Source organism: uncultured Marixanthomonas sp. (assembly GCF_963974425.1).
Lineage (GTDB): Bacteria > Bacteroidota > Bacteroidia > Flavobacteriales > Flavobacteriaceae > Marixanthomonas.
Genome location: NZ_CAXBCK010000006.1, coordinates 48,124 through 68,606, shown reverse-complemented (window position 1 = coordinate 68,606; position 20,483 = coordinate 48,124). Strand labels below are relative to the sequence as shown.

Annotated in this window: 22 protein-coding genes and 1 tRNA gene; 5 read left to right on the top strand and 18 right to left on the bottom strand. The window is 36.8% G+C overall.

The genetic code is table 11. The features are described 5' to 3' along the window. Positions 1–11: 11 nt before the first annotated feature. The 18 genes from AACZ92_RS02800 to AACZ92_RS02715 all read right to left on the bottom strand — a co-directional run bounded on the left by AACZ92_RS02800 (position 12) and on the right by AACZ92_RS02715 (position 15,837). Positions 12–632, bottom strand: coding sequence for a WbqC family protein (locus tag AACZ92_RS02800; protein ID WP_339696896.1), 621 nt, complete (start codon positions 630–632; stop codon positions 12–14). A gap of 46 nt (positions 633–678) precedes the next feature. Further along, positions 679–2,256 (bottom strand): signal peptidase I, encoded by a 1,578-nt coding sequence (gene lepB, locus AACZ92_RS02795; RefSeq protein WP_339696893.1) that lies wholly within the window; start codon positions 2,254–2,256, stop codon positions 679–681. Positions 2,257–2,324: 68 nt separating this feature from the next. Beyond that, a complete protein-coding gene (gene dapB / locus AACZ92_RS02790) occupies positions 2,325–3,029 on the bottom strand; it encodes a 4-hydroxy-tetrahydrodipicolinate reductase (protein ID WP_339696890.1) in 705 nt (234 codons plus the stop codon). Beyond that, positions 3,029–3,628 carry a DUF5683 domain-containing protein gene (locus tag AACZ92_RS02785; RefSeq protein ID WP_339696887.1) on the bottom strand — a complete coding sequence of 200 codons (600 nt, stop codon included), beginning with the start codon at positions 3,626–3,628 and terminating at the stop codon, positions 3,029–3,031. Before AACZ92_RS02785 ends, dapB begins: the two co-directional genes overlap by 1 nt. Further along, positions 3,618–4,520: a ParB/RepB/Spo0J family partition protein gene (locus AACZ92_RS02780; protein WP_339696885.1), complete on the bottom strand. Its 903-nt coding sequence runs from the start codon at positions 4,518–4,520 to the stop codon at positions 3,618–3,620. Before AACZ92_RS02780 ends, AACZ92_RS02785 begins: the two co-directional genes overlap by 11 nt. Before the next feature lie 9 nt (positions 4,521–4,529). Then, positions 4,530–5,291: a ParA family protein gene (locus tag AACZ92_RS02775; protein WP_339696882.1), complete on the bottom strand. Its 762-nt coding sequence runs from the start codon at positions 5,289–5,291 to the stop codon at positions 4,530–4,532. Positions 5,292–5,443: 152 nt separating this feature from the next. Further along, complete coding sequence (locus tag AACZ92_RS02770) at positions 5,444–6,328, bottom strand: SDR family oxidoreductase (RefSeq protein WP_339696879.1); 885 nt, start codon at positions 6,326–6,328, stop codon at positions 5,444–5,446. Positions 6,329–6,399: 71 nt separating this feature from the next. Further along, entirely contained in the window at positions 6,400–6,933 is a 534-nt protein-coding gene (locus tag AACZ92_RS02765) for a GNAT family N-acetyltransferase (RefSeq protein WP_339696876.1), read from the bottom strand. After that, a complete protein-coding gene (gene scpA, locus AACZ92_RS02760; RefSeq protein WP_339696873.1) occupies positions 6,930–9,074 on the bottom strand; it encodes a methylmalonyl-CoA mutase in 2,145 nt (714 codons plus the stop codon). Before scpA ends, AACZ92_RS02765 begins: the two co-directional genes overlap by 4 nt. After that, on the bottom strand, positions 9,067–9,252 hold the full coding sequence (locus AACZ92_RS02755) for a hypothetical protein (protein ID WP_339696870.1): 186 nt from the start codon (positions 9,250–9,252) through the stop codon (positions 9,067–9,069). The genes scpA and AACZ92_RS02755 overlap by 8 nt, the downstream gene beginning before the upstream one ends. Then, positions 9,252–10,646 (bottom strand): methylmalonyl-CoA mutase subunit beta, encoded by a 1,395-nt coding sequence (locus AACZ92_RS02750; protein ID WP_339696867.1) that lies wholly within the window; start codon positions 10,644–10,646, stop codon positions 9,252–9,254. Before AACZ92_RS02750 ends, AACZ92_RS02755 begins: the two co-directional genes overlap by 1 nt. Next, entirely contained in the window at positions 10,639–10,974 is a 336-nt protein-coding gene (locus tag AACZ92_RS02745) for a septum formation initiator family protein (RefSeq protein WP_339696864.1), read from the bottom strand. Before AACZ92_RS02745 ends, AACZ92_RS02750 begins: the two co-directional genes overlap by 8 nt. Further along, positions 10,971–11,591 (bottom strand): uridine kinase, encoded by a 621-nt coding sequence (gene udk, locus AACZ92_RS02740; RefSeq protein WP_339696862.1) that lies wholly within the window; start codon positions 11,589–11,591, stop codon positions 10,971–10,973. Before udk ends, AACZ92_RS02745 begins: the two co-directional genes overlap by 4 nt. A gap of 77 nt (positions 11,592–11,668) precedes the next feature. Continuing rightward, complete coding sequence (locus AACZ92_RS02735) at positions 11,669–12,130, bottom strand: cytochrome c (RefSeq protein WP_339696860.1); 462 nt, start codon at positions 12,128–12,130, stop codon at positions 11,669–11,671. Positions 12,131–12,178: 48 nt separating this feature from the next. Further along, positions 12,179–13,300 carry a PQQ-dependent sugar dehydrogenase gene (locus AACZ92_RS02730; RefSeq protein WP_339696857.1) on the bottom strand — a complete coding sequence of 374 codons (1,122 nt, stop codon included), beginning with the start codon at positions 13,298–13,300 and terminating at the stop codon, positions 12,179–12,181. A 73-nt stretch (positions 13,301–13,373) separates the two neighbouring features. Then, on the bottom strand, positions 13,374–13,958 hold the full coding sequence (locus AACZ92_RS02725; RefSeq protein WP_339696854.1) for a DUF1287 domain-containing protein: 585 nt from the start codon (positions 13,956–13,958) through the stop codon (positions 13,374–13,376). Continuing rightward, on the bottom strand, positions 13,955–14,668 hold the full coding sequence (locus AACZ92_RS02720) for a hypothetical protein (RefSeq protein WP_339696851.1): 714 nt from the start codon (positions 14,666–14,668) through the stop codon (positions 13,955–13,957). The genes AACZ92_RS02725 and AACZ92_RS02720 overlap by 4 nt, the downstream gene beginning before the upstream one ends. Positions 14,669–15,075: 407 nt before the next feature. After that, positions 15,076–15,837, bottom strand: a complete 762-nt coding sequence (locus AACZ92_RS02715) for a YebC/PmpR family DNA-binding transcriptional regulator (RefSeq protein ID WP_339696849.1) — start codon at positions 15,835–15,837, stop codon at positions 15,076–15,078. 255 nt (positions 15,838–16,092) lie between these two features. Here AACZ92_RS02715 and AACZ92_RS02710 point away from each other — a divergent pair, with 255 nt between their 5' ends. The 5 genes from AACZ92_RS02710 (at position 16,093) to AACZ92_RS02690 (ending at position 20,428) form a co-directional block, all read left to right on the top strand. Beyond that, entirely contained in the window at positions 16,093–16,581 is a 489-nt protein-coding gene (locus AACZ92_RS02710) for a biotin/lipoyl-containing protein (RefSeq protein ID WP_339696847.1), read from the top strand. A 5-nt stretch (positions 16,582–16,586) separates the two neighbouring features. After that, entirely contained in the window at positions 16,587–18,029 is a 1,443-nt protein-coding gene (accC, locus tag AACZ92_RS02705) for an acetyl-CoA carboxylase biotin carboxylase subunit (protein ID WP_339696947.1), read from the top strand. 14 nt (positions 18,030–18,043) lie between these two features. Continuing rightward, the gene (locus AACZ92_RS02700) at positions 18,044–19,585 is read left to right on the top strand and encodes an acyl-CoA carboxylase subunit beta (RefSeq protein WP_339696844.1); all 1,542 of its coding nucleotides are present in this window, start codon (positions 18,044–18,046) and stop codon (positions 19,583–19,585) included. Positions 19,586–19,753: 168 nt separating this feature from the next. Continuing rightward, positions 19,754–20,239: a DUF4168 domain-containing protein gene (locus AACZ92_RS02695; RefSeq protein ID WP_339696841.1), complete on the top strand. Its 486-nt coding sequence runs from the start codon at positions 19,754–19,756 to the stop codon at positions 20,237–20,239. A 111-nt stretch (positions 20,240–20,350) separates the two neighbouring features. Beyond that, positions 20,351–20,428 (top strand) — tRNA-Pro (locus AACZ92_RS02690). The last annotated feature ends 55 nt before the right edge of the window (positions 20,429–20,483 follow it).

Genomic DNA, 20,483 nt, shown 5'->3' with positions numbered 1-20,483 from the left:
GAAAAGGAGCTTTAAAGGTTTATTTCCTGTTGCTGTAAATAATTAAGTGTATTAGGCCCTTCGTTAAAAAGCAAATCTAAAATGGATAAATTGGGTAGAAACCCATGATTGCTTTCAAAAACTTGATAATATGGGGCTAATTGAAATGGCTTTTCTTTTTTAGCCTTTGCCAAATACCGTAGGTTTTTAACGTTCTCTGGTTGTTTACTATATTCTTCTGTGTAAGAAACAGAAGGTTCTAACTCTATTAATTCACAAATAGTGTCAAAAATTTGAAGGTTATGATCTAAAAGACCTGAAACTTTTTGGTTGAATAATGGATACAGTTCATCTTCATAAAACTCAAAGAAAGGTGAAGTACGGTAGGCGGTTTCGAGAGATTTCCAATGTTGTGATTGCCAAGGGAATTCATTTTCAACGATTATATCTTTAGACTTTTGGCGTTCGCCGGTATGTTTTATAGGAACATTCAATAACAACTTTCCATTGCTATGTGCAATGTATGCCCGCGTTCGGTACGATTGTTTTTGGTAATTGCCCGATACTTCAAAAATTACTTTTTCAGCTTGACTTATAGCCACCATCTGTGCAATGGAAGGGAAGTAAGTAGGATGTACTAAAATGGATTCCATTTTAACAAAATTAGCTACTGTAAATACAGAAGAATTTTCTATTCACTTATTTTTTAGCGCTCTTCTTTCTTCTTTTTCTGAAGAAATCAAAAGCAAACCAAATACCTAATAGAACTAAGAAATAAGAAAGATAAGAAACAGGTTTTCCGCTACCGCCAACAGTTGTAAATAAACGTTCCCACCGAACTTTATTCATAATACCTTGCTTGGTTCCATCCCAGCTCATCCAGATAAACACAGGTTTACCAACTACGTGGTTAAAAGGTACGTAACCCCACATTCTTGCATCTTGCGAGTTGTTACGGTTGTCACCCATCATCCAATAATAATCTTGTTGAAAGGTGTAGTTGCTTATAGGGTTTCCATTGAGCAGTACTTGGTTTCCAGAAGTTGTAATTTTATTGTCAATCCCTAATTCGCTTCCTTCATATACTTCGATAATACGACGGTAAAAAGGTAATGATTCAAGGTTTATGTCAACTGTTGCACCTTTCTTCGGAATATAGATAGGTCCAAAATTATCAGCATTCCACTTGTAACGATCATCTTGTGGAAAAACCCCAGCGTCAAACTCTCCCGCATCAGATTTATAACGAAAAACCTCGGCAATATTTGGGTTTTTCTTGAGCATGCTCAGCGCTTCTTCAGAAACTGCGGGTAAAATGTATGCTTTTAAATCTTCGTCATATCCAATGCCATCAGTGATATCGTATTGATCCCTAAATATGTTCGGATTTATTTTACCTTTGGTTCTAAATGCATAAGAAAACTGAATCTTAGAACGATCGGGTAAGTCGTTTAGTTTTCCGTCAATATAAACGTAACCATCACGAACTTCTAAAGAATCACCTGGTAAACCAACAGAGCGTTTTACGTAATTCGATTTTTTATCAATTGGTTTATAGGCATGGCCTTTAGGTGGTGGACCTATATCTTCAAACTCATCAATTGGCCAGTTGAATACAACAATGTCATTGCGTTCAATATCTTGAAAACCTGGAAATCTAAAATACGGTACTTGAGGTTTTGGGATGTATGACTTTGTTTTTACTACCGGTATCGTGTCGTGAACCATAGGAAATGAAAGTGGCGTCATTGGCGCTCGAGCTCCATAATGGAACTTACTTACAAACAGAAAATCACCAACTAACAACGTTTTCTCTAGAGATGCTGTTGGAATGGTAAACGGCTGCATAAAATAGGTGTGTACAATGGTTGCAGCAACAACTGCAAATAAAATAGAACTAACCCATTCTCCAGCAGCAGTGCGTGGTTTTAAACTTCTTTCTTCAATATAAGTTACATCTTGAGTGTAGTTTATATAATAGAGGTATAATCCTAATGTGATGATAGCTAAAAAAGTATCTGCATTGCTATTTCGTCCAAAACTACGTAAGGTTTCTACCCAAACTACTGGAAACATAATTAAGTTTACAATGGGGATGAAGAGTAGAATAGTCCACCACCAAGGGCGATTAATAATTTTCATTAAAACTACTGCATTGTATACAGGAACAGCCGCTTCCCAAGCTTGTCTTCCAGCTTTAACGTATAACTTCCAAGTACCCAAAAAGTGGATTACTTGTACTAATAGGAAAAATAATAACCAACCTGTCCAACTCATATTTTATATTTTTCTGAAGAAATGTATTTCTTCTTTTAGTCTTTTTAATTTAAAAACATCTTGCAATACTACGAAATTCCCAAGACATCTTTCATCGTGTAAACACCGCTTTCCTTTTTAGCAAGCCATTCAGCAGCAAGGATAGCACCTTTAGCGAATCCATCGCGGGTATGTGCCTCATGCTTTATTGAAATAGTATCAATTTTTGAACTATACTCCACACTATGTGTTCCTTTAACATCACCTTCTCGTTTTGCAGTGATAGGTATTGTTTTTTCTGAAGTTTCCTCCAACGTCCAATTTTCTTTATTCGTATGTTTTATAATTCCTTCCGCAATGGTAATGGCAGTGCCACTTGGGGCATCTTTTTTTTGAGTATGATGAATCTCTTCTACTGAAACATCATATTCATTCCACGGAGCCATTAAATTAGCAACGTAATCATTAATGCTGAAAAATAAATTAACACCTACACTGAAGTTGGACGCATAAATGAAACGTGCGTTACGGTTTTCACATTTTTTTAGCACTTTTTTATAATCATCTAACCATCCAGTTGTGCCAGAAACTACAGGAATTCCTTCTTTAAAGCATCGAGTTATGTTTTCAACAGCAGCTTCAGGAATTGAGAATTCTATCGCAGCATCTGCTTCTTTTAAAGTGCCTTCTTCAAAATCACTGCCTAGTTTATAAACAACCTCATGACCTTTTTTAATGGCTAACTTTTCAATGGTTTTACCCATTTTTCCATATCCTAAGAGTGCTAATTTCATTATAATTTAAATCGAAATGACAAACCGTAATTGGCTTGTGTATTAATTGAATTTACTTCAAAATTGGGGGAAATTGAAAGATCTTCGGTAACGTTATACTGCTGTAGGTGAGCGTCCACATTGGCATCAATTATATTTAGCATATAAACTAAAACAACGGCAATAATACTGTAATCTTTATTCGTTTTCGCATTACGTTGGGCATCAATTAGCCGTTCGGTAGAAATGCCTTGAAATTCATCGTCTTCAAAACCAGCTAATCTTCTTTTATAAGCATCTCTAAACTGATTATAATCATCGTCATTTTTCAAATAAAAATATACGCCTGTGGCCATTCCAGCATAGATTATCGGAATTTTCCAGTATTTTTTATTGTAGGCTTGTCCTAAACCTGGTACTACAGCAGAATAAAATGCAGCTTTTGAAGGTGCTAGAGGATTATAAGGTTTTTTGTCTACAACGGTGTCTTTAATAACAATACCTTCCCTTTTTTCAGAAAGAACCACGCTATCTTTTTGTACAGCTGTAGAATCAACTTCTTGTGCAAAAGCTGCTGTTGCTATTATAAGAAATAGGATATTTAAAAGCTTATTGTTCACTTTTCAGAACCTTGAGAATACGTTGAAAATCTTCTTTGTTTTTAAAAGGAACCACCAATTGTCCTTTGCCTGATTTTGAAACTTTTACATTAACTTTAGTTTCTAAGAGATCTTCCAACTCCTTTCTGCCTTTATTGGCAAATTGAGGTGTAGTTTTTTTAGCTGGTTTTGTTTGTTTCTCATCACCAGATTTGTACGAACGCACTAGAGCTTCGGTGTCTCGAACGGATAATTTATTGCTAAGTATTTTTTCGTAAATATCTAATTGATGGTCGGGATCATCAACATTGATTAGTGCTCGCCCATGTCCCATAGAAATAAAACCATCACGCATTCCCGTTTGGATTATTGGGTCTAGTTTGAGAAGGCGAAGATAATTAGCAATAGTCGATCTATTTTTTCCTATGCGATCACTTAACTCTTCTTGAGTAATTTCAATTTCTTCGATTAACCGTTGATATGAAAGTGCAATTTCAATAGGATCTAAGTCTTGGCGTTGAATGTTTTCAACCAAAGCCATTTCTAATGACTCTTGATCGTTTGCAATTCGAATATATGCAGGAATACGCTCTAAGCCTATTAGTTTGGAAGCTCTATAACGACGTTCCCCACTAACTAATTGGTATTTGTTAAACCCTAATTTTCGAACAGTTATAGGTTGAATAACGCCTAGTTCTTTAATAGAAGAAGCTAATTCTCGAAGGGTTTCTTCGTTAAAGCTGGTACGAGGTTGAAATGGGTTTACTTCAATTGTTTCCAATTCTAACTCAACAATATTACCAACAACTTTGTCTGCGTTTTCATCTTCAGCAGATTTTATATCTTTCGAAGGGTCATTCAGTAAAGCTGAAAGTCCTCGCCCTAAGGCTTGTTTTTTAGTTGCTTTCGCCATCGATCGTTTCTAATTTTTCTCAATTAACTCTTGTGCCAAACTTAAGTAATTATTGGCGCCTTTACTACTAGCATCATAGCTAATTATGCTTTCGCCATAGCTTGGTGCTTCACTTAAACGCACATTTCGCATAATGATTGTCTTAAATACCATTTCGTCAAAATGCTTTTTTACTTCATCTACCACTTGGTTGGAAAGACGTAACCGTGAATCATACATGGTCAATAACAATCCTTCAATGTCAAGATTGTTGTTGTGTATTTTTTGAACACTTTTAATCGTATTTAAGAGCTTTCCTAGTCCTTCCAATGCAAAATATTCACATTGAATTGGAATAATAACAGAATCAGCTGCTGTTAAGGCGTTAAGCGTAAGCAGTCCAAGTGATGGCGCACAGTCTATTAAAATATAATCGTATTGCTCTTTTAAGCCTATAATGGCATTTTTTAACATTGATTCGCGCTTATCTTGATCTACGAGTTCAATTTCTATAGCCACTAAGTCTATATGCGCCGGAATAAGGTGCAAATTTGGCGAAGAAGTTTCCATAATGGCATCAGCAGCAGATATTGTGTGTTCCAAAATTTGGTAGGTGCCTTTTTCAACTTCTTCTACATCAATACCTAATCCCGAAGTCGCATTGGCCTGGGGATCGGCATCAATAAGTAAAACTTTTTTTTCTAATACGCCTAGAGAGGCAGCTAAATTTACCGAGGTAGTGGTTTTGCCCACGCCTCCTTTTTGATTGGCAATTGCTATTATTTTACCCATTAAGTTAGTTATGGTTTAAAGGCTAAAAATACGATTAATTATGCGGACATAAAATCATTTTTGTTAACAGGAAGTAAACATTTTATGTTTTTATAATGATTGCCAGATTACAAACTTGAGATTTTAATAGATAAGCTATTTATTGTAAGTGATTAAGATTTGTTTTTTTTAGAACGAATCATCATCTCAAGCATATCCCACATTTCGTCTGGTACATCTTCGAGTAAATTCATTTGTCCAGCACCTTTTAGCCATTCACCACCATCAATTACAACTACTTCGCCATTTAAATAAGCCGAAAAATCTGAAACTAAGTATGCTGCTAAGTTTGCCAATTCTTGGTGGTCACCCACACGCTTTAAAGGTACTTTTTTAGCTAAATCAAATTTCTCTTTTAAATCGCCTGGTAATAAACGATCCCACGCACCTTTTGTAGGGAATGGGCCTGGCGCAATGGCATTAAAGCGAATACCATATTTTGCCCATTCTACCGCTAGCGAACGTGTTAAGGCTAAAACTCCAGCTTTTGCAGTTGCGCTAGGTACTACGTAGGCAGATCCCGTAAACGCGTAAGTTGTTACAATGTTTAAAACGGTTTTATTTTCTTCTTTTTTATCTATCCAATGTTTTCCAAAGGCAAGCGTACAGTTTTTTGTTCCTTTTAAAACGATATCGATAATCGTATCAAAAGCATTGGCTGAAAGACGCTCGGTAGGGGAAATAAAGTTTCCTGCGGCGTTGTTTAGTAAAACGTCCACTGTTCCAAATTCTTTAACCGAAGCTTGTACCATGGCTTCAACTTCGTCATAATTACGTACATCACATTGTACAGGTAAAACAGTACCGCCCGTCTGTTCTTCTAGTTCTTTTTTAACGGTTTCTAGTTTCTCAATATTTCTAGAAGTGATTACCACATTGGCACCTAATTCTAGAAAATAGGTAGTCATTGATTTTCCTAATCCGCTACCACCACCGGTAACGACTATTGTTTTTCCTTTAAGTGCATCGTCACGAAGCATTTTTGCTGAAGTATCCATAGCTGTTTTTTTTATTAGTCTTGTAAAAATAGGGAATCGGTTTTAATTAGTATGCGTGCATAGTAAAATAATTACCAGCTTTTCTTATAAGCCACACAGTATTTAAACCGATCATCCCCAATTAATTTTGGATGCTGAAAATCACCTGTATATTTCATCCCAATTTTCTGCATTACTTTTTGTGATGGGATATTTTTATCTGGGGTAAAAGCATACACTTCTTTTAGGTTGAATTTTGGCAGAGCGGCTTCCAAACAGGCTTTGGCGGCTTCTGTTGCGTAGCCTTTTCCCCAAGCGCTGCGTTTTAAACGCCAACCCATATCTACACAAGGTGTAAACTTACTTTCCCACGTTTGATTCATAAACCCAGTAAAGCCGATAAATTCTGAGGTTTCTAATATATCAACAGCAAAATAACAGTATCTTTGTAGAATAAAATGGTTTTGTAGTTTCTGAATGAGATTACGTGATTCCTCTCCTGAAAGTAGGCTAGGGAAATATTGCATTACTTCAGGGTCTTTTCCCATTTCAATGAAGGGTTCTATATCTGAAGCTTTCCAATTTCGTAATCCTAATCGCTCTGTTTTCAGGATATAGTTATTCATTCTTCTGAAAATGCATCAATTAAAATTTGAAGTATTTCAATGGCCGCATCACTTATTTTAGTCCCTGGGCCATATACAGCAGTAGCCCCAGCATCAAATAAATATTGATAATCTTGCGAAGGGATTACCCCTCCTACAATTACCATGATATCTTCACGGTCGTGTTTCTTTAATTCTTCAATAACCTGCGGAACCAAGGTTTTGTGTCCTGCAGCTAATGAGGAAACCCCTAAAATATGTACATCGTTTTCAACCGCTTGTTTGGCTGCTTCTGCAGGTGTTTGAAATAAAGGGCCAATATCTACATCAAACCCTACATCGGCATAACCAGTAGAGACTACTTTCGCGCCGCGATCGTGACCGTCTTGTCCCATTTTTGCAATCATAATTCGAGGACGTCGACCTTCTATTTCGGCAAAATTATCTGCTAATTCTCTTGCCTTTGCAAAGGATGGGTCTTTCTTTATTTCTTTACTATACACGCCACTAAATGATTTTATTTGTGCTTTATACCTTCCAAATACTTCTTCTAGAGCATCTGAAATTTCACCTAATGTAGCGCGTTCCCGAGCTGCATCTACGGCTAAAGCTAATAAATTTCCGTCACCTGTTTTAGCACATTCGATTAATTTTTGAAGTGTCTCTTTTACTTTTTGAGTGTTTCGTTCTTTTTTAATGCGCTCTAAGCGTTCTACTTGAGAGGTGAGTACCTTTTGGTTGTCCACATCTAAAATTTGAAGTGGATCTTCTTTTTCAAGTCGGTATTTGTTAGTCCCAACGATAACGTCTTGACCACTATCAATACGAGCTTGTTTTCTTGCAGAAGCTTCTTCAATACGTAATTTCGGAATCCCTTTTTCAATCGCTTTTGTCATCCCGCCTAATTCTTCCACTTCCTCAATCAGCGCCCAAGCACTTTTTGCGATGTCGTCGGTCAATTTTTCTACGTAGTAACTCCCTGCCCAAGGATCGACAGTTTTAGTGATTTCAGTTTCTTCTTGAAGGTAAATTTGTGTGTTTCGTGCAATTCTTGCTGAAAAGTCTGTAGGTAAAGCGATTGCTTCGTCCAACGCGTTCGTATGTAATGATTGTGTACCACCAAAAGCGGCAGCCGAAGCTTCAACACATGTTCTAGCTACGTTGTTAAAAGGATCTTGCTCGGTTAAACTCCAACCACTGGTTTGACAGTGTGTTCGAAGGGATAATGATTTTGGGTTTTTTGGATTGAATCGCTTTACCAATTTTGCCCACAACATACGAGCGGCTCGCATTTTTGCGATTTCCATAAAATGGTTCATCCCGATTGCCCAGAAAAAAGAAAGGCGAGGGGCAAAGGTGTCAATGTCCATCCCAGCATCGATACCGGTGCGAATGTAGTCCAATCCATCTGCTAAGGTGTATGCCAATTCAATGTCACAAGTAGCTCCTGCTTCTTGCATATGGTAGCCGGAAATGGAAATAGAATTAAAGCGCGGCATATTTTTGGACGTGAATTCAAAAATATCACTGATTATTTTCATCGATGGCGTAGGCGGATAGATGTAAGTGTTCCGCACCATAAATTCCTTTAAAATATCGTTTTGGATGGTTCCTGCCAAGGCTTCGGGTGAAACGCCTTGTTCTTCGGCAGCGACAATATAAAATGCCATAATAGGTAAAACAGCCCCATTCATAGTCATAGAAACACTCATTTTGTCCAACGGAATTTGGTCGAAAAGAATTTTCATATCTTCAACTGAATCAATGGCAACTCCTGCTTTTCCTACATCGCCAAAAACACGTTCGTGATCACTGTCGTATCCACGGTGGGTTGCTAAATCAAACGCTACCGAAAGCCCTTTTTGTCCAGCAGCTAAGTTTCTACGGTAAAAGGCGTTGCTCTCTTCCGCAGTTGAAAAACCTGCATATTGACGGATGGTCCAAGGTCTGCGAACGTACATAGTAGAGTAGGGGCCTCGTAAATACGGTGAAATACCAGCTGCAAACTCCAAATGATCTAAATTTTTTAAATCTTTAGCCGAATACCGATTTTTAACATCGATTTTTTCAGCAGTGGTGTACGTTTTATTCACTACACTCGGTTTCGGATTTTTACATTCCGTTTTTTTTAAGCTAATATGTTGAACATTTTTTCTACTCATAACTATTAAAACTTCTAACTCCTAAATAGACCGCAAATGCTACAAACAATATAGCGGCAATAATCATTATAACTCTATAATATTTCGATTTGCTTAAGGTGTCCCTTCTTAAAAATAAGGCAAGGCCTATAATAGCAAACCCAATGCCTAAGATTATTTCAAGTGCTTCTCTACTCATTACTCTTGTTTTAAGCGTTCTTGTTCCGTTTGCTCTGCCAATCTTTTTTCTATAATTGGCTCAATAATTGTTTTTCTTGGCTTTGTTTTTACAAAAGGGTATAAATCTAAATCATCCTTCATACGGTCTTCAGGATTGGTATGATAATTTGTACCTAACAATTTAAGTTTCCCTTCGTTGTAAAGTTGCTGTTCTTTTTCAGCACTTTCTTTAATTTTTTGTTGAACTTTCCCTTCTTTCAACTGTTGTAGAAATCCGCCGCCTTTTTCAATGGTTTTAAATAACTCTAATGCTTTTTCGGCGAGTTCGTCGGTTAAGCTTTCTATGTAGTATGTTCCATCGGCTGCATTGCTAACCGTATCAAAATAGCTTTCTTCTTTCAAAACCAATAATTGATTACGGCTTATACGCTCTCCAAATTCATTGCTTTTATGGTACAAAGCATCGTACGGTAAATTACATATAGTATCGGCTCCTCCTAATATGGCACTCATACATTCGGTGGTAGTTCTTAACAGGTTTACATTATAATCATATAATGTTTTATTACGTTTTGAAGGCATTGCGATAATATGGCACGTTTCAGAAATTTTATATTCTGAAGCTAATGCGGCGTATAATTTGCGAAGCGCCCTAATCTTTGCAATTTCAAAGAAGTAGTTAGATCCTACGGCGACTTTGAAAGTGATTTCAAGAGATTGCTGTGAGTTGGACCCTTCGACTGCACTCAGGGTGACATTGTCAAAATGATTTAAGTATTCATTGGCGTGGGCAAGCGCATAGGCCAATTGTTGTACAATAGTTGCTCCGCCATTTTGATAGCCGGTTGTATCAACACTTATAATTGCTTCGGAAGAATTTTCAGAAAGAATATTTTCTAAAATTTTATGGTCTTCTTTTAAATTATGAAACCAGTTTCCGGAACGAGTAAGATTTCCTATTAAATCAATATTGTAAAAAACAGTCGTCTTTTTTTCTGAAAAAAACTGTTTCAACTTGGTTATAAAATCTTTTGAAAAAAAGGTAAGGTTGAAATAAATAGGGGCTTTTTCAAAAGGATATTTTTTAAATACTTTATAAATATCAAATTCATTTTCTGCTTCAAAAACAATCGCTTCTGCACCTCTTTCTATGGCATCGATTGCTAAATTATTGGCAATTGCTTCATCATCGATAAAAATATGCTGTGCAATATGCCAAGTAGTTGGCTGACCGGGAATAGGGGTGAAGGCTTCTTCAAAATCATCAGGATGGTAAAAAGGTTTTACGTGAATACCTTCCCGACTTTGCCAAACGAGCGTTTCGTTATAATCGGCACCTTTTAGGTCGGCTTGTATTTTTTGTTTCCACTCTTTAGCGGAAACGGAATCAAAATCTTTAAATAAATCACTCATCGTCTTCCTTGTTTTTAAGGCTGTCTTCGTGTTCTATAATATAAATATCTTCGTTTTCTCTTTTAAGATAGTATTTTTCGCGCGCAAACTTCTCTACTTCGTCACTATCTTTCATTTTTTCGATAAAGGCTTTGTCCTTTTCTATTTCAGATTGATAGAACTCAGCATTTTCTTGTAACCCTTTAATATCTTCGTCTAATTCTTCGTGAATAAACCACGAATTAGTATCAAAAAAAACCATCCAAGCCAGAAAGACCAAAACAATGAGCATGTATTTGTTGCTCAGTATTTTGAACCATTTTTTTTGTTTTATTTCTGAAAATTTCACGATTCGGTTTTTGCTAATTTTTGATTAATAATACTGCGTATTAAATTAACGGCAACAGTGTTATATCGATTCGTTGGTATAATAATATCAGCAAATTCTTTTGTTGGTTCAATGAACTGCTGATGCATGGGTTTTAAGGTGGTTTGGTAACGAGTTAACACTTCGTCCAAATCTCTGCCCCGTTCTGCGATATCCCGTTTTAACCTTCTTATTAAGCGCTCATCACTATCAGCATGGACAAATATTTTAATATCAAATAACTCCCTAATATCTGGGTGGGTTAAAATCAATATTCCTTCTACAATAACTACTTTTCGAGGATGTGTGGTAAGCGTTTCTCCGGTGCGGTTATGATCTACAAAACTGTACACAGGTTGCTCAAAACTATTTCCCTCTTTTAGCTCTTTTAAGTGACTCACTAACAAGTCGAAATCGATGGCTTGTGGATGATCAAAATTAATTTTCACCCGTTCATCTAACGATAGGTGAGATGTGTCTTTATAATAAGAATCTTGTGAGATGATGCAAACTTCATCTGCTGGTAATTCTTCAACAATTTGTTGCACAACGGTTGTTTTTCCGCTTCCGGTACCGCCGGCAATGCCAATTATGAGCATGTTTTTTTAGTTTTTACAAAAGTAGGGATTAAATAAGAATATAGAATATAGCGGACAGAATAAAGAAAAGTCTTTATCTACTTTTTAATATTTGCCACCTCTTCTTCCGTTACGGGTTTTTCTTGGGTATTACCCCAAGAGGTCATGACGTAGTTTAATACATCGGCAACTTCTTTGTCGCTTAATCCCATGGGTACCATGACACCGTCGTATTTTTTACCGTTAACTTCTATTTCTCCACGTTGTCCAAATTTTACAGCATGAATGCTTTCCTCTCTTTTATCGCTTAGCCAATTAGAGCCTGCCAATGGGGGAAATGTATTTGGAACACCTTTACCGTTCCCTAAATGACATTGCATACAGAAATCTGTGTAGATTAATGCTCCTCGTTCTTTGCTGGATTGTTGTGAAGTTTGATCTTTTTGTGATGATTCAGCAGTGTAATCTCCTATTTTTAAAGCTTCTTTCTTTTCTTTTTTTGAATTATTGCAAGCGGTTAAAAAAAACAAAGTGAATAGGATAACAGCAATTTTTTGCATAATTTAAATTATAAAATATTGATTGATACTTGTTTTAATTGAAAAGAATTATTGAGGAACAACTTTGAATATTCCTTGTCCTTCTACGGCGATGTAAATATAATCATCTGGGCCCATTTTTACATTACGAACTCGACCAATATCTTGTGCAATTTTTTCGCGACCTATTACTTTATCGCCATCTAATTTTACTAATTCAACATAATTGAATTTTAAGGAGCCTATTAACAAATGTCCTTTCCAGTCGGGATACTTATCTCCTGTTACAAAATCCATCCCGCAAGGTGCTATGGAAGGTACCCAATAATATTCGGGTTGTTTCATTCCGGGTTTTGATGTGATATCGGTAAATTTTGTGCCGCTGTAATTTATACCGTATGAAACTACTGGCCATCCGTAATTAGCTCCTTTTTCTACAATATTGATTTCGTCTCCACCTTTGGGACCGTGTTCGTGAATCCAAATTTTTCCAGTTGTAGGGTTTTTTGCCATTCCTTGCGGATTTCTATTTCCGTAGGTGAAAATTGCTTTTTTTGCATTGTTTTCATTTACAAAAGGGTTGTCATCAGGGATGCTTCCGTCGTCATTTAAACGATATATTTTGCCTCCATCGCGGGTAATGTCTTGCGGATTTACATCACGATTACCACGTTCTCCAACAGAGAAGTAAAGATAGCCGTCGCGATCAAACTCAATGCGCGAACCAAAGTGTTGTCCTCTTGTTGTGTTGGGACCTGCTTTATACAATTCTTCAATATTTGTTAATGCTTCATTTTCCAATTTACAGCGTATTAATTTTGTGTTTCCGCCGTCACCTTCCCCTTCGGTAGAAGCATAGGTTATATAAATCCAGCCATTTTCAGAATAACTAGGATGTAGTTCTATATCTAATAAACCTCCTTGTCCTCGATTGTAAACTTCTGGCACATTTTTTATTTCTGTTTTGTTTCCGTCATTAAAGTGAATGAGCTGTCCAGCTTTTTCGGTAATTAGCATGCTTCCGTCGGGTAGCCAGGTCATCCCCCATGGGTTGTCGAGGTTGTTAACTACTTTTTCTGTAGAATAGTCTCGGGTGTTTTGTGTTTTTAGAACTACGTCATTTTCTTTTTTACGTTGTGCACAAGAAGCCATAACCGTAAATGAAAGTAGGAGGACTAGGAGTTTTTTCATAGTAGATTTCTTTTCTGAAAAGATACTAAAATACGCTGAAACCTAAAAGGGCTTGTTTTTAATTGTAACTATTTTAAAGTTCTATTTTTTTAAATGAATAATGGCCTATTATTTTCCAATTGAACAGAACATCTTCTATAACTTGCCCGCCACCAATATTATGTACTACGAGATTTCGTTTTTTGTCAATTGATTTTTTATTAATTACAACTCCAATATGCGTAAGACCACGACCAAGATTCCAAGCCACAATATCCCCAGGGATAAATTTTTCTGGTTCTTTGGTATTTGTTTTTATTGTTCCAAAACGTGAGAAGAAAGTCATCAAGTTAGGAACACGACGATGGTCTATATTCGAATCGGTATTATTCAAGCCCCAGTTTTGTGGGTATTTGTGAAAATTTGCTTTCATATCCTCGTGTACTAATTGTTGTAGATCAACATCTAATATACGGTAAGCACGTATCACTACATCGGTGCATACACCTTTGTCTGCGGGAACATCTCCATTGGGATAATCAATTGAAAAATAACTGGGGTCATAGGTTACATCTTGTTGGGTAAGCTGTATGGCAGCTTGAGAAAGTGTTTCTTGTGCTTGTAAGGCAGAAAGACAAAACAAACTTATAAGTACGCAAACAATTTTTAGGTTTTTCATTGCGGTTTTATGGTATCTATTATTTCTTTGCTTTGGTCTATGGAGTTGTAAAACTCTTGTTTTTTAGACTCAAAATAGTCAGGCAACGGTATGTCAAAATCATTTTTAATGATGGTTTCTATATACATTAGGTTATTGGACTTAATAAGATCAAGTTGAAAGGCGTTATCCCTAAAAGAACCTAACCTTTGGTATATTTCTTCAAAAGCTTGCTCACTATCTCGGTTATGAAACACTGTTTTTATAGCGTCATTTACTCTGTTGTAATACAGAATGCAAGCTCTTTGTTCGCTATATAACTGTTGAAGACTTTTTAACTGATTTACCGTCAGACGGTTCATGAAATATGGTTTTTTTTGGACCACCCTCCAATAGGAATCCTTAAAGAAAAGATCTGGCTCAGGAAGTGGGGATTGGTGTAGAAATAGCTCCTTAAATTCAGTCTTAGTCATGCTATACTTTAAAGAACGATCTTGGTTTTGAAATTTTTTATAAAACTTACGCCAATAATTGGTCTCAAACTGGACCTGTTGAGTGTAATTTAGTTTTAGTTCAGTTATAAGGTTACTTTTAAGGCTCTCAAACTCTTCTTGTTTTTGTTGCTCATAGTCATATTTTTGGTACAAAAATACAAGCGTCAAACAACAGGTAGTTACTGCTAAAAGATATACAAAACGTTTTGCAAGAGTATGGGGTACGCTTTTTTTCATAGTTTCTGAAATGTTAGGTTGTTTTTAAATTAGCATCAATAATGTAAGGTAGATTATTTACTTGAAAAAGCACTTTGACTACGTGTGATTTTTTATAAACCTATTTAAAGTATTTCAGTTTATTCATTACGGACATGTAGTTTTTTCTAATCCAATTTTTTTTGAAAAGATACTATAAAATACTGAGGATATTTGAAAGTATGGGTTTAATAATAGATGAGAACATATGAGTTTAGAGGGAACTTATAAGGGGTTTTTAAAATAAAAAAGTCCCCCTAGTTAATTAACCAAAGAGACTCTGCGGGGGGCATTATTTTAAAAGCCTAACCATTCTAATTGATGGATCTCTGACTTCAATTATATATACGGAAAAATTATAGGGTCGGTTTTATCTTACAAACTATTTTTTAATCCTCTTCTAAAGCGGCTTCCAACTCATCTGTCATTCCAAGGTTATGAAACACATCTTGTACGTCATCATCATCTTCAAACGCTTCAATAAGGTTAACAATTTGCTTTGCTTCATCAACGGGTAAAGTTTCTGTATTTAAGGGGATGCGTTGTAATTCAGCATTATGAGTTTCGATATTTAAAGATTCTAGTTTTTCAGACATGCTGCCGAAATCCGTAAAATCCGTATAGATTACAAAAAAGTCGTCTTCATTTTCAAACTTAGTTGCGCCAGCTTCAATAAGCTCTAGCTGTAGTTCCTCAAAATTCCAGTCTAAACCTTCTTTTTTCAAAGTAAAAACACCTTTTCGGTCAAAGAGAAACTCCAATGAACCATTGGTGCCCAAACTACCATTATGCTTGGTGAAAATAGAACGAACCGATGCTACTGTACGATTAGTGTTGTCTGTTGTACACTCAACATAAATTGCAATACCGTGAGGGCCGTAGCCTTCAAAAGTCATTTTTTCATAACTATCAGCATCGGCGCCCGAAGCCTTTTTTATAGCTCGTTCAATGGTGTCTTTAGGCATATTTACACCTTTTGCATTTTGTATGGCATTACGCAATGATGGATTGGTTTCTGGGTCGCCATTTTGATTGTTTTCCTTTATTGCGACAGTAATTTCTTTAATAACGCGTGTAAATTGCTTGGCTCGTTTTTTATCTTGCGCGCCTTTTCGGTGTTTAATATTTGCCCATTTACTATGTCCTGCCATTTTTGAGGTTATTAAGTTTATTTATCAATTTTAAATCTTTAAAAAAAGATTTCTCTTATGGAGACTGAGTGGCGGTCACTGAGCGGAGTCGAAGTGAGCCGAAGTCCGAGTTAATTTACAACTTACTTGTTTTTTCAATTTCTTAAAAATACATTCTCTTAAAGTTTTCTGAAAAGATGAGTTTTTAAACATGGGTTTTTTACATTCTGTTGTAACAATTTTTCAAAACCGTATATTTACGGAAAATTCTTTTCTATGAGTGCAACTTATAAAGCCATGGTTAACGACTCGTTTGAGTTTTCAATGCCTGGCGATGCTATAAAAACGTTAGATAGCGTTTCTGAAACTAAAAACAAAGTACATCTACTTCAAAAAAATAAATCGGTCACTGCCGAAGTGATTTCCAAAGACCTTCTTAATAGAACCTATACGATTAAAGTAAACGGAAATAGGTATACTGTTAAAATTGAAAACGAACTCGATGCGCTTATTGCTGAAATAGGACTTTCCCTTGGGAATGATTCCGTTGAGAATGAAATTCACGCCCCGATGCCGGGATTAATTTTAGAAGTAAACGTAAAAGAAGGCGATTCGGTGACTGAAGGCGATTCGCTCTGTGTACTAGAAGCTATGAAGATGGAAAACGCTCTAGGTGCACCGAGAGACGGTGTGGTAAAAGCCGTACACATTGCTACCGGAGAAACGGTAGATAAAAATGCATTGTTAATTGAACTAGAAGACTAATGGATATTAAAAAAATATTGGTTGCTAACCGAGGGGAAATTGCCCTTCGCGTTATGAAAACCGCTCGAAATATGGGCTTGAAAACGGTAGCTGTTTTTTCGGAAGCAGACCGCAATGCCCCACACGTTAAATTTGGAGATGAAGCCGTATGTATTGGCCCGCCACCTTCTTCAGAATCTTATCTAAAAGGTGATTTAATTATTGAAACAGCAAAAGAGTTAGGAGCTGATGCGATACATCCTGGTTATGGATTTTTAAGTGAAAATGCAGATTTTGCTGAAGCAATAGAAAAAGCAGGATTAATTTTCGTGGGTCCAAAATCGTACGCTATTAAAGTAATGGGGGACAAGTTGGCGGCTAAAGATGCTGTGAAAGATTACGATATCCCGATGGTACCTGGAATAGACGAAGCTATTACAGATGTAGAGAAAGCAACAAAAATTGCAAAAGATATTGGTTTCCCTATTTTAATAAAAGCCGCTGCCGGTGGCGGTGGAAAAGGGATGCGTGTTGTAGAAGAGGAAAAAGAACTGGCCGAACAAATGAAACGAGCTATTAGTGAAGCGGAATCTGCTTTTGGTAATGGTGCCGTTTTTATTGAAAAGTACGTTGCATCGCCACGACATATTGAAATTCAAGTATTAGCCGATACACATGGTAATGTGTTGCATTTATTTGAACGTGAATGTAGTGTACAACGAAGACATCAAAAAGTTGTAGAAGAAGCACCTTCGGCGGTTTTAACGCCTCAATTGCGAAAAAAAATGGGCGAAGCTGCGATAAAAGTTGCTAAAGCTTGTGATTATGTGGGTGCCGGAACAGTTGAGTTTTTACTCGATGAAAATCATAACTTCTACTTTTTAGAAATGAACACCCGCTTGCAAGTGGAACATCCCGTAACGGAGTTTATCACCGGTATTGATTTGGTAGAAGAGCAAATTAAAATAGCCGACGGACAAGAACTATCGTTTACACAAGAGGATTTAGAAATAAACGGTCACGCTCTCGAGTTGCGTGTGTATGCAGAAGATTCCCTTGATAATTTTATGCCGAGTGTTGGTACATTAGATGTGTATCAACCACCAAAAGGAAAACATATTAGAATGGACGATGGTTTTGAAGAAGGAATGGAAGTTCCTATTCAATACGATCCTATGTTGGCCAAGCTGATTACCTACGGAAAAACCCGTAACGAAGCCATTCAACATATGATTGAAGCTATTGCTGATTATGAAGTAGAAGGGGTAAGTACTACCTTGCCTTTCGGGAAATTTGTTTGCGAGCATGAAGCTTTTCGAAGTGGGAATTTTGACACGCATTTTGTAAAGAAATTTTATTCTGAAGATTTGCTTAAGGAAGAAATTAAAGAAGAAGCCGAAATAGCAGCTAAAATTGCCTTGAAAACCTACCTGAAAGAAGTGGAGCAATTACGAGTACCAAAACATTAATAGCGATAGAGTTTATGAGCGATACGAATAAAGAATTACAGAAAAAGATAGCCGAAGCAAAATTAGGCGGAGGCGAAAAAAGAATAGAAAAACAACACGAAAAGAAGAAACTCACAGCGCGTGAGCGAATAGAATATCTATTAGACGAAGGCTCTTTTGAAGAAATGGGCATTCTTGTTACTCACCGTACCACCGATTTTGACATGGACAAGCAAAAATATTACGGTGACGGAGTTGTAACAGGATACGGAACAATAGACAACCGACTTATTTACGTGTTTGCTCAAGATTTTACTGTTTTTGGCGGCGCTTTATCTGAAACACACGCTGAGAAAATTTGTAAAATTATGGATCACGCCTTACGAGTAGGAGCCCCTTTAATTGGGCTTAACGATTCAGGTGGGGCCCGAATTCAAGAAGGGGTACGTTCGTTAGGTGGTTATGCCGATATTTTTTACCGAAACGTGCAGTCTTCCGGAGTGATTCCGCAGATTTCAGCAATAATGGGGCCTTGCGCCGGTGGAGCCGTATATTCCCCAGCGATGACCGATTTCACGATGATGGTGCAGGACAGTAGTTATATGTCTGTAACGGGACCTAACGTAGTGAAAACTGTTACGAATGAAAATGTAACTTCAGAAGAATTAGGTGGCGCTCATACTCACGCAACAAAAAGTGGGGTAACGCACTTTACAGCGAGTAACGATATTGTATGCTTAGAGCAGATAAAACAATTACTAAGCTATTTGCCGCAAAATAACCAAACTGCACCCGAATCTCTTCCCTATGAAATGGGGGATGAGGTGCGAGAAGAATTAGAAAGCATTGTGCCAGATTCTTCAAACAAGCCGTACGATATGCATACGGTAATTGGCGGTATCATAGATAAAGATTCCTTTTTTGAAGTACATAAAGATTATGCCGATAATATTATTGTCGGTTTTGCCAGATTAGGTGGAAGAAGTATTGGTATTGTTGCCAATCAGCCAATGAGCCTTGCCGGCGTTCTCGATGTGGATAGCAGTAAAAAGGGAGCACGTTTTACCCGTTTTTGCGATGCCTTTAATATTCCGTTGTTAGTATTGGTGGATGTACCTGGCTTTTTACCGGGAACCGATCAAGAATGGAACGGTATCATTTTAAACGGAGCTAAACTATTGTATGCGTTAAGCGAAGCAACGGTGCCAAGAGTTACGGTTATTACAAGAAAGGCCTATGGAGGTGCGTATGACGTTATGAACAGTAAACATATTGGAGCGGATATGAACTATGCTTGGCCTACGGCCGAAATTGCCGTTATGGGAGCAAAAGGAGCCAGTGAAATTATTTTTAGAAAAGAGATCGCTGCTGCCGATGATCCAGAGTTGAAACTTTCAGAAAAAGAAGCTGAATATGCCGAAACTTTTGCCAATCCGTTTAAAGCTGCACAACGTGGATTTATAGACGAAGTAATTCAGCCAAAAGAGACGAGAAGAAAGCTTTTAAAATCTTTTTCAATGTTAGAAACTAAAACAGTAGAAAGACCGAAACGCAAGCACGGTAATATTCCATTGTAAAATAGTTTAGTTTGTAGTTAATTTTATTAGTAAATAGCTAGTAATAGCGACTTGTTTTGTTAAATATTTTTTAAAAACAGATAGATAGACTATTCATTATTTTTAATTCGGAATATGTTTGGTTACCATTGTGCTTTATACATTAATTATAAATTAAAAAACGAAATAATGTCAAGATTTAAAGCAACAACATTAGTATTATTTGTAACTCTATTAGGCGGTTTGTCTTTCGCACAAGCTCAAGATACAATGCAGCCGCAGCCGCAATCAAAAGTAACTGATGCTGAATTAGGGAAGTTTGCTAAAGCTTTTCAGGTAGTACAGATGGAAAACCAAAAGGCGCAACAAAAAATGGCAACTGTGATTTCTGATAATGGAATGGAAGTAGAGCGTTTTTCTACTATCCAGCAAGCGACAGCTAATCCAAATCAAGATGTAGATGCAACCGATGCAGAGATGAAAAAGCACGGTGCAATTATGGCTGAAATTAAAAAAATGCAGCCTGCTATTGAAGCAAAAATGGAAAAAGCAGTAGCAGATTCTGGAATTACTATAGAACGTTATCAAGCTATTGGTACCGCGTTGCAACAAGATAAAAGTTTACAACAGCGTTTTCAAAAGATGATGATGGCAAATACTACACAAAAGCAGTAGTTTTTACATAAAATATATTGAAGGGATATGTAACAGTATCCCTTTTTTTATACAATAAACCCTCTGTTTGATTTGCGCAGGTATAGGAATTACTTATTTTTGCAAGCCCTACGGGATGTAGCTTAGTCCGGTTAAAGTGCACGGCTGGGGGCCGTGAGATCGGAGGTTCGAATCCTCTCATCCCGACCAAGCCATTATCAAATGGTGTCAAAAACCTGTTAATATCATGATTTACAGGTTTTTA

What these genes read in the sequence shown, in the direction of transcription:
- AACZ92_RS02715 (WP_339696849.1), bottom strand. Translation starts at nt 15,837, where the DNA reads ATGGCAGGACATAGTAAATGGGCAAATATTAAACACCGAAAAGGCGCG.
- lepB (WP_339696893.1), bottom strand. Translation starts at nt 2,256, where the DNA reads ATGAGTTGGACAGGTTGGTTATTATTTTTCCTATTAGTACAAGTAATC.
- AACZ92_RS02695 (WP_339696841.1), top strand. Translation starts at nt 19,754, where the DNA reads ATGTCAAGATTTAAAGCAACAACATTAGTATTATTTGTAACTCTATTA.
- AACZ92_RS02755 (WP_339696870.1), bottom strand. Translation starts at nt 9,252, where the DNA reads ATGAGTAGAGAAGCACTTGAAATAATCTTAGGCATTGGGTTTGCTATT.
- AACZ92_RS02780 (WP_339696885.1), bottom strand. Translation starts at nt 4,520, where the DNA reads ATGGCGAAAGCAACTAAAAAACAAGCCTTAGGGCGAGGACTTTCAGCT.
- scpA (WP_339696873.1), bottom strand. Translation starts at nt 9,074, where the DNA reads ATGAGTAGAAAAAATGTTCAACATATTAGCTTAAAAAAAACGGAATGT.
- AACZ92_RS02700 (WP_339696844.1), top strand. Translation starts at nt 18,044, where the DNA reads ATGAGCGATACGAATAAAGAATTACAGAAAAAGATAGCCGAAGCAAAA.
- AACZ92_RS02750 (WP_339696867.1), bottom strand. Translation starts at nt 10,646, where the DNA reads ATGAGTGATTTATTTAAAGATTTTGATTCCGTTTCCGCTAAAGAGTGG.
- AACZ92_RS02725 (WP_339696854.1), bottom strand. Translation starts at nt 13,958, where the DNA reads ATGAAAAACCTAAAAATTGTTTGCGTACTTATAAGTTTGTTTTGTCTT.
- udk (WP_339696862.1), bottom strand. Translation starts at nt 11,591, where the DNA reads ATGCTCATAATTGGCATTGCCGGCGGTACCGGAAGCGGAAAAACAACC.
- AACZ92_RS02730 (WP_339696857.1), bottom strand. Translation starts at nt 13,300, where the DNA reads ATGAAAAAACTCCTAGTCCTCCTACTTTCATTTACGGTTATGGCTTCT.
- AACZ92_RS02710 (WP_339696847.1), top strand. Translation starts at nt 16,093, where the DNA reads ATGAGTGCAACTTATAAAGCCATGGTTAACGACTCGTTTGAGTTTTCA.
- AACZ92_RS02800 (WP_339696896.1), bottom strand. Translation starts at nt 632, where the DNA reads ATGGAATCCATTTTAGTACATCCTACTTACTTCCCTTCCATTGCACAG.
- AACZ92_RS02775 (WP_339696882.1), bottom strand. Translation starts at nt 5,291, where the DNA reads ATGGGTAAAATAATAGCAATTGCCAATCAAAAAGGAGGCGTGGGCAAA.
- dapB (WP_339696890.1), bottom strand. Translation starts at nt 3,029, where the DNA reads ATGAAATTAGCACTCTTAGGATATGGAAAAATGGGTAAAACCATTGAA.
- AACZ92_RS02770 (WP_339696879.1), bottom strand. Translation starts at nt 6,328, where the DNA reads ATGGATACTTCAGCAAAAATGCTTCGTGACGATGCACTTAAAGGAAAA.
- AACZ92_RS02720 (WP_339696851.1), bottom strand. Translation starts at nt 14,668, where the DNA reads ATGAAAAAAAGCGTACCCCATACTCTTGCAAAACGTTTTGTATATCTT.
- AACZ92_RS02735 (WP_339696860.1), bottom strand. Translation starts at nt 12,130, where the DNA reads ATGCAAAAAATTGCTGTTATCCTATTCACTTTGTTTTTTTTAACCGCT.
- AACZ92_RS02765 (WP_339696876.1), bottom strand. Translation starts at nt 6,933, where the DNA reads ATGAATAACTATATCCTGAAAACAGAGCGATTAGGATTACGAAATTGG.